Below are 8,539 nucleotides of genomic sequence, written 5' to 3'. Positions count from 1 at the left end.
CCGTGATGAGCGTCTGTATCAATATATAAGACGCGTAAACCGTATTTCTTCTGAATATACTTCATTGCGATGGAGCTATCGTTATAAATACAAAAACCAGATGCTTTGCCACGGAAGCCGTGATGTAAGCCTCCACCTAAGTTAAGTGCGTGTTTTACTTTTCCGGAAAGAACAGCATCGACAGCTGTTAACGTACCGCCAACGAGCAATGCGCTTGCTTCGTGCATATTTGGGAACATCGGTGTATCTTCTGTTCCTAGTCCATATGTCATCGCAATTGATTTTTCTAACTTTCCTTCTCCAGCACGTTTTACCGCATTTATGTACTCCTCTGTATGAACGTAGGCAATCTCTTCATCTGTAGCCATCCGTGGTGAGATGATTTGAGAGGGAGAGATGAAACCACCCTTTTGTAATAAATCATACGTAAGTGTGACGCGCAGTTGGTTAAAAGGATGATCAGGGCTAAATGAATAGCCCCGAAAGTCATCCGAATAAATAAACGCGCTACTCATGCTTGCATCCCCATGATGTTCGGCCATAATACGCGATAGCCTTCTGCTTCAAGTGCATCAATCACTTTTAGAGGATTCATCGTTTGAATGCGGAAAACAAGTACTTTATCATTCTCATCTTTTGCTGGGTAGACGAGAACGCTCACGATATTTATTTGTAAATCACTAAAAATAGCAACGACTTTTCCAAGAATACCAGGTTCATTTTTTACTTGAATTTCAATTTGTGAACTCGGTTGATGTGCTCCTGTTAATTTTACTAACGTGTGCAGTACTGTAGATTCTGAGATTATTCCAACTAACTTCCCAGCTTTTGTAACAGGAAGACAGCCAATTTTATTTTCAAAAAATAAAGTAGCAATTTCCTCAACGAAATCGAGAGGGTGGCAAGTCATTACAGGATGTTTCATAATAAGTTCAAGCGGTTGCTGTAGCATATCGAGTGAAACTTGTTCATCTAGAATAGACGGACTTGCATCTCTTACATCCCGATCAGAAATAATGCCTACGACGTGATTATTTTGATCGACAATTGGAATGTGCCGAATTCCTTTCGTGCGAATCGTTCGGATTGCTGTTTCGATTGTATCGTTTGGATGTAGTGTAACTACATTTTGATTCATAATTTCTTCTACAATCATTCCAGTTGCCCCCTTTATTAATACATAAAACGATTGTGAAAACGTAGACGATCAAAAGCTTGAATAGAATCCGTATCAACGCGTTTACCGATGCGGACCATTAAACAGTTGGCGGGATGTGAACAAATTTCAGGATCGTCTGTAGCCATCCATTGTAACCCGCCGGCATTCATCATCTTTTCCATTACTTTTCGGTATTCCCAAACATTTAATCCTGTTTGTTTCAAATCCCAGTGCCAATAATATTCAGTCGTCAATATAATGTAATCTTCCATATAATCGTCCATCATAGAAACCTCTAGTAAGTTCTTTCCGACAGAACTCCCGCGGAAGGCTGGAACTACTTCAATTGCCCCAAGCTCAATTAAGTTTTCTATTTTTCCTTCTGACCATCGTTCAAGTGGATCAGGATATAAATATGTAACATATCCAACAATCATCTGGTCATGTCTAGCAATAATGAGTCGAGCTTCTGGTAATTTAGAAATTTCGACAATTGCTTTATATTGCTGTTCAGCAGGACGAAATGCAACTAAATCTGGATGAAATTCATACATTTCAAGATTATGTGTAGAGACAGGACCTTCAATAATTAAAGTGCCTTTCGCTGTTTTTAAGTTTCTAGCATTGTATATTTTTTTATGAATCAATGTATTGCTCACCACCTTGAGGGTTTGTGAATCTATTAATATCGTACTTTATAATATATGCGATGTGAATCGAATTTTGTCATTAAAAATTTGTCTAAAAACCAACAAATATACTGAAAATTTTAAATAATATCATTATAATAGATAATAGAATACATAGGAGGGGGATGTAAAGTATGAAAGTAGAAACGCTTCCTGTCATTAAAGGAGAAAATAATTTGCCGAATTATGATGAGGCATACGCGAATTTTAACTGGGAAGAGGTTAATAAAAACTTTACTTGGAATGAAACAGGCCGAGTAAATATGGCGTATGAGGCAATTGATAAGCATGCGAAATCCGATCGAAAGAATAAAGTAGCTCTTTATTATCAAGATGGATCGCGAAAAGAGAAATATACATTTAAGGAAATGAAGGATTTTTCTAATAAAGCAGGAAATGTCCTGAAAAATTATGGCGATGTAGAAAAAGGCGATCGCGTTTTTATTTTTATGCCACGTTCTCCAGAATTATATTTCGCACTTTTAGGTGCAGTGAAATTAGGAGCAATTGTTGGACCGTTATTTGAAGCATTTATGGAAGGTGCGGTTCGCGATCGTTTAGAAGATAGTGAAGCGAAGGTGTTAATTACAACGCCTGAGTTATTAGAGCGTGTACCATTAAATGATTTACCTGCTTTAAAAACAGTTTTTCTTGTTGGAGATAATGTAGAAGAAGGCGGTAAAACGGTAGCGTTCAATCCTTTATTTGAACAAGCTTCAAAAGAATTACATATTGAATGGTTAGGCCGTGAAGATGGTTTAATTCTTCACTATACGTCTGGTTCTACTGGTAAGCCAAAGGGTGTGCTTCATGCGCAAAATGCAATGGTTCAGCACTATCAAACGGCGAAATGGGTATTAGATTTAAAAGAAGACGATGTATATTGGTGCACAGCTGATCCAGGCTGGGTAACGGGAACTGCTTACGGTATTTTCGCACCGTGGTTAGTTGGAGCGTCAAATGTTATTTTAGGTGGGCGATTTAGTCCGGAAGCTTGGTATGAAGCACTGCAAGATTACGGTGTAACAGTTTGGTATAGTGCACCGACAGCGTTCCGTATGTTAATGGGAGCTGGACAAGACGCAGTTAAAAAATATGACTTATCACAAGTTCGTCACGTATTAAGCGTTGGTGAGCCGTTAAATCCAGAAGTAATTCGCTGGGGTATGAATGCATTTGGACTTCGTATTCATGATACGTGGTGGATGACAGAAACAGGTGGACAAGTTATTTGTAACTACCCTTGTATGGAAATCCGTCCAGGTTCAATGGGTAAACCCATTCCAGGTGTAAAAGCAGCGATTGTTGATAATGAAGGAAATGAAGTTCCTCCATACACAATGGGTAACTTAGCAATTGCGAAAGGTTGGCCATCTATGATGCGTGCAATCTGGAATAACCAGCAAAAGTATGAATCTTATTTCATGCCGGGAGATTGGTACGTATCAGGTGACTCTGCCTATATGGATGAAGATGGATACTTCTGGTTCCAAGGACGTATTGACGATGTAATTATGACGTCAGGTGAGCGCGTTGGTCCGTTTGAAGTAGAAAGTAAATTAATCGAGCATGCTGCTGTTGCAGAAGCAGGTGTAATTGGTATTCCTGATCCAGTGCGTGGCGAAATTATTAAAGCATTTATCGCACTTCGAGCAGGATACGAACCATCTGATGAATTAAAAGAAGAAATTCGTCAATTTGTAAAGAAAGGCCTAGCAGCTCATGCAGCGCCACGACAAATTGAATTTAGAGATAAATTACCGAAAACGAGAAGTGGTAAAATTATGCGCCGCGTATTAAAAGCGTGGGAGCTGAATTTACCAACAGGTGACTTATCAACGATGGAAGATTAAGAGAGGAAGGTCTGAACGAAAAAATGTTCAGGCCTTTTTTTATGTTATTATTAACTTATATATATAAGTTAACGGGGGTAGTATGATGAAAACAGAAAAAGAAAAGATGATACTAGGAGAAATGTATATACCGGCTGATCCAGTTTTAGTACAAGAAAGAGAGCAAGCACGTATATTAACGAGAAAATTAAATGATACGCCAGAAGAGCAATTGAAAGAGCGTAGCGAAATCATAAAAGAATTATTCGGAACGACAGGAGATAATATTCATCTTGAATCTTCTTTTAGATGTGATTACGGCTATAACATTCATGTCGGTGAAAATTTTTACGCGAACTTTGACTGTACGATTTTAGACGTATGCCCGGTAACAATCGGAGTGAACTGTATGTTAGCTCCAGGTGTTCACATTTATACAGCAACGCACCCGCTTGATCCGGTAGAGCGTATAAGCGGATCAGAATACGGAAAACCAGTTACAATTGGCGATAACGTATGGATTGGCGGAAGAGCAATTATTAATCCAGGTGTAACAATTGGAGACAATGCGGTGATCGCATCTGGTGCTGTCGTAACGAAAGATGTGCCTAATAATGTAGTAGTTGGCGGGAATCCTGCAAAGATTATAAAAAAACTAAAATAATATTTGAACGAAGTGCCTTCCTCGTCTGTATACATTTATGAAAGAATAGATGAGGGAGGCTTTTATATGTCTAATAAATTACTTCTTACTTTTGCTTTAATTGGGATTATAGTTGTATTTTCTTGTGGTCTTTTCTTACCGATACCAATTGGATATAGAGTATCAATGCTTACAGCTGGAGTTATAATGGGTGTTATGTTTTCAATCATTATTCCATTTGATAGAAAACATATAGTACGAAAAAAAGGGAATAAAATCGATTTTACAAAAACAAAAGTTTATTTTCGCTGGAATGTATTTGATACGATTTCTGTTTGTCTGGCATTGTATGCATGCATATGTGTGCAAGCGTTAAATACTTTAGTTGCAATGGGATTTACGATTCAAAACCCATATGTGCAATTTTTTACAAATCAATCACAATTGTGGATTTTTATTGCGATTGCATATTTAATTTCCCGTATTTCATTAACGTTAAAAGGAATAAAGGAGATCAAAAATCATGGCGCAGATTGGGATTGAGGAGGAGCTCATGCTTGCGTATCAAAGTGGAGATAAACAAGCGGGAGAAAGACTATATGTTTTAATCAAACCAGCGCTATACACATTTTTATATCGATTTAACCGAGATGAACAATTAAGTATCGATCTTGTGCAAGATACGTTTTTGACGCTAGAGCGTAAGAAACATATGTATGAACTTGAAAAAGGTAAAATAAAAACGTATTTATTTCAAATTGGTTATCGTCTTATGATTAATAAGTTAAATAGGAGAAAAAAGTGGCGTACGCTTTTGCCATTTTTAGTGCCGATTCCGGAAAAAGAATTTTCTCACGAAGATCGGCTTACAGTAAGAGAAGCAATTTTGAAAGTTCCAGAAGAGCAAAGAGCGGTCCTAATCCTTTCTTATTATCATGACATGCAGCAAAAAGAAATTGCAGAGATATTAAACATTCCGATTGGAACAGTGAAATCGAGACTCTATAACGGGATAAAGAAATTGAAACAATTGCTGGAGGTGGATGAAATTGAGCGAAAATCTCTTTAAAAGTGAATATAAATTAAAGCAACATTTAGATAGTGATCATGTAGAAATACCAGACTTTCCAAAAACGGTAAGTCAATTCGATCGATTAATCGGGTTTCTTGGTTCTCCAGCGAAAGATCCTGTGGAGGCGACCATTGGGAATGATTTATCGGTTGTGTTTCATGTATCGTTATTAGTTGGGGTTCCAATTCTTTCTCTTATTACGATACTCTTTATGGCGTTGTAAAGGATTGGCAAGGAGGGAAACCTGACCTCTATTTGACACGCCTATATAAATGATGGTATAAAGAAAAGTATATGAATAATTGAGCGTGGAAAGGGAGAAGTAGTGATCATTTCCCTGTTTTAGAGAGCTGATGGCCGGTGAAAATCAGCACATAGATGATCGCGAATTACGCCCCTAGAGCATCTTTTTTCGATTGAATTGTATTCAAAAGGGAAAAGACGGTGCTAAGCCGTTATGTAAATAAGGTGGTAGGCTTTTTTGCCTGCAACTAGGGTGGTAACGCGATAATCAAAATCGTCCCTTATTTGAAGGGGCGATTTTTTTATGTTTTCAACCTTCACGCCAGTAATGAACTTAAAGGAGAGTATGTAGGATATGGGTATTTTACAAGATCTTGAATTTCGCGGTCTAATTAATCAGCAAACAGATGCTGAGGGCCTTGAGCAATTATTAGAAAAAGAAAGCGTTAAATTATACTGTGGTTTCGACCCGACAGCGGATAGTTTACATATTGGTCATATGTTACCAGTATTAATGTTACGTCGTTTCCAATTAGCTGGCCACCAACCAATCGCACTTGTTGGCGGTGGTACTGGTATGATCGGTGACCCGAGTGGTAAAAAAGCAGAACGTACATTAAATACGAAAGATACAGTTGCTTACTACACAGAAAGCATTAAAAACCAACTTTCAAACTTCTTAGAGTTTGAAAACGTGGACAACCCAGCAACGATGGCTAACAACTATGACTGGCTTGGTAGCTTAGATGTAATTTCATTCTTACGCGATATCGGTAAAAACTTCGGTTTAAACTATATGTTAGCAAAAGATACAGTAGCATCTCGTTTAGAAACTGGTATTTCATTCACTGAGTTCAGTTACATGATTTTACAATCATACGACTTCTTAAACTTATACCAACACCATAATTGCCGTCTGCAAATCGGTGGTAGTGACCAATGGGGTAACATTACAGCTGGTCTTGAATTAATTCGTAAATCAGAGGAAGATGCGAAAGCATTCGGTTTAACAATTCCACTTGTTACAAAATCTGACGGTACGAAGTTTGGTAAAACAGAAGGCGGCGCAATTTGGTTAGATCCAGAGAAAACAACTCCTTACGAGTTCTACCAATTCTGGATTAACACAGATGACCGCGACGTTGTTAAATACTTAAAATACTTCACATTCTTATCTCATGAAGAAATTCTTGAGCTTGAAAAGCAAGTAGCTGAAGCACCAGAAAAACGTGCAGCACAAAAAGCATTAGGTTCTGAAATGACAAAACTTGTTCACGGCGAAGAAGCATTAGAGCAAGCGATTAAAATTTCAGCTGCACTATTCAGCGGTTCTGTAGCAGAACTAACTGCAAGCGAAATTGAACAAGGATTCAAAGACGTACCATCTGTAGAACGTACTGCAGAAGATACAGTATTAATCGACTTACTTGTAGAAAGCAAAATCTCTCCATCAAAACGTCAAGCACGTGAAGATGTAACGAACGGCGCAATCTACGTAAACGGTGAGCGTACACAAGCGTTAGACTACGTTGTAACAGAAAACGACCGCATCGAAGGTAAATTTACAATCATTCGCCGCGGTAAAAAGAAATATTTCTTAATTCGTTACTAATAAATAAAAAGCTTTGGGGAAATTCCTCAAAGCTTTTTTTGTTTTAATCTCCTTTTCGAGTTCATACGGAAATCACATGTAAGCGGTATGATAAACGTATAACAATTAGAAAGGAGTGGTAAAACGAAATGTCACTAGAAGCGTTGATTATTTTTTCTTTGCTAAATGCGGGTCAGCTTGCAGAGAATTCGAAGGTTGATATACATAAAGAGCAGAAAGATGCTTATGTATATGTTCAAAAAGAGGAAAATAAATAACTTTATTTTATATATAAACTTCAAAAGCCAATCCATTGGATTGGCTTTTTGTCAGGTTGTTGGAAAAAGAGCGTACATTTTTCTCTTTTAAACATTAGCTAAAATTTGATCATAGCACGAAGTAATAAGTGCTTCCAGATCTTTTAAGTCATTAACGTTATCAATAAAAATTCTACTCACTCCCTGTGATTTTGGGGCTTGTTCAACCACAAAATTAGGGCATAGCTGTTTCGTAGCTTCTAAATCGAGTCTTACAACTAAGGATTTTGCATCGCCATCAAGGAAGAGACGTATAAACCATTTTGTGATTACACGATTCATGATACAAAAATAACTAATGGTATCTTTATATTTGAGGTTACTGATATCTCTTTGATGCTCAGTTAAAATCTCTTTAACAATGTTAAATGCGGTTAGTTCATTTTCTGTAGTGAAAACTCTATCTGTTTTGTCTTCTTTGTTAATGTCTTCAATTATTTCGGTAGAAGCAGCTGCAACTAGGCTTGTTTCTATTTTCTCCGATGTTTTTGTTTCTTTTGGTGTTAAACCATCACTGATTATTTCTAATAGTGTTCGATTAATTGCTTTTTTAACGATTGGTCGGAATCGCTCTAAAACGTTATTTGTAATTCTAGTTGAGCTAAAGTCTCTAATTAGAAAACGAAGGAAGTCATCTGAAGGATTTTTAAATAGTTCTTTAATTGTAGAGTTTAAATTGGTCATATAAATAAGCTCTTCAGCATATTTTACGATTTCTTCAGCTTCAAAATTTTCTTTTGTAAAAGTTTCAATCGTTTCAATATCTAAATTAGTTAAATTATCCATGCTGAATGTGAAGAAAGGTTTTTCATCCATCACATTGTCATTTGTTAAATCAGTATAAAACTTGTATTCTACACCATTAGTTAGTACCCCTACTTTGACATCAGGTAAGGCATTGAAATATCTAGATAGTTGCGCATCGTGTTTAAGGAGATTTTCTGTTACAGATTTTGCCTCGATTAAAATAATTGGAACCCCATTTTTAAAAAC

General features: G+C 37.0%; 10 protein-coding genes, 1 pseudogene and 1 other annotated feature. Of the genes and pseudogenes, 7 read left to right on the top strand and 4 right to left on the bottom strand.

Annotated features, from left to right (window positions below):
* The 3 genes and pseudogenes from acuC to acuA form a co-directional block, all read right to left on the bottom strand.
* Positions 1–515: pseudogene (acuC, locus tag MR167_RS29085) on the bottom strand (acetoin utilization protein AcuC); the annotation flags it as partial.
* Entirely contained in the window at positions 512–1,156 is a 645-nt protein-coding gene (locus MR167_RS29080; RefSeq protein WP_000634583.1) for an acetoin utilization AcuB family protein, read from the bottom strand. The pseudogene acuC and the gene MR167_RS29080, both read right to left, overlap by 4 nt.
* A 17-nt stretch (positions 1,157–1,173) precedes the next feature.
* Entirely contained in the window at positions 1,174–1,806 is a 633-nt protein-coding gene (acuA, locus tag MR167_RS29075) for an acetoin utilization protein acetyltransferase AcuA (protein ID WP_000581392.1), read from the bottom strand.
* Between the two features lie 176 nt (positions 1,807–1,982).
* Between acuA and acsA the strand changes: the two genes are divergently transcribed.
* The 7 genes from acsA (at position 1,983) to MR167_RS29040 (ending at position 7,507) form a co-directional block, all read left to right on the top strand.
* Entirely contained in the window at positions 1,983–3,701 is a 1,719-nt protein-coding gene (gene acsA / locus MR167_RS29070) for an acetate--CoA ligase (RefSeq protein ID WP_242316078.1), read from the top strand.
* 82 nt (positions 3,702–3,783) lie between these two features.
* The gene (locus MR167_RS29065) at positions 3,784–4,344 is read left to right on the top strand and encodes a maltose acetyltransferase domain-containing protein (protein WP_003257681.1); all 561 of its coding nucleotides are present in this window, start codon (positions 3,784–3,786) and stop codon (positions 4,342–4,344) included.
* Positions 4,345–4,410: 66 nt separating this feature from the next.
* On the top strand, positions 4,411–4,866 hold the full coding sequence (locus MR167_RS29060) for a hypothetical protein (protein ID WP_000066443.1): 456 nt from the start codon (positions 4,411–4,413) through the stop codon (positions 4,864–4,866).
* Positions 4,847–5,392: an RNA polymerase sigma factor gene (locus MR167_RS29055; RefSeq protein ID WP_000057202.1), complete on the top strand. Its 546-nt coding sequence runs from the start codon at positions 4,847–4,849 to the stop codon at positions 5,390–5,392. Before MR167_RS29060 ends, MR167_RS29055 begins: the two co-directional genes overlap by 20 nt.
* The gene (locus MR167_RS29050) at positions 5,373–5,618 is read left to right on the top strand and encodes a hypothetical protein (protein ID WP_001293698.1); all 246 of its coding nucleotides are present in this window, start codon (positions 5,373–5,375) and stop codon (positions 5,616–5,618) included. Before MR167_RS29055 ends, MR167_RS29050 begins: the two co-directional genes overlap by 20 nt.
* Before the next feature lie 77 nt (positions 5,619–5,695).
* Positions 5,696–5,923, top strand: a binding site (T-box leader).
* 70 nt (positions 5,924–5,993) lie between these two features.
* Positions 5,994–7,250, top strand: a complete 1,257-nt coding sequence (gene tyrS / locus MR167_RS29045; protein WP_063675844.1) for a tyrosine--tRNA ligase — start codon at positions 5,994–5,996, stop codon at positions 7,248–7,250.
* A gap of 128 nt (positions 7,251–7,378) precedes the next feature.
* Positions 7,379–7,507 (top strand): hypothetical protein, encoded by a 129-nt coding sequence (locus MR167_RS29040; protein WP_000050940.1) that lies wholly within the window; start codon positions 7,379–7,381, stop codon positions 7,505–7,507.
* An 87-nt stretch (positions 7,508–7,594) separates the two neighbouring features.
* Here the strand turns inward: MR167_RS29040 and MR167_RS29035 are convergent.
* Positions 7,595–8,539, bottom strand: a 945-nt coding sequence (locus MR167_RS29035; protein ID WP_242316077.1) for a type I restriction endonuclease, incomplete at its 5' end; no start/stop codon positions are given.

Origin of the sequence: Bacillus cereus group sp. BfR-BA-01355 (assembly GCF_022663675.1) — a bacterium.
GTDB classification, from domain to species: Bacteria; Bacillota; Bacilli; order Bacillales; family Bacillaceae_G; genus Bacillus_A; species Bacillus_A thuringiensis_S.
Note: the sequence above shows the minus strand (reverse complement) of the source record. Positions and strands in the feature narration are given on the sequence as shown.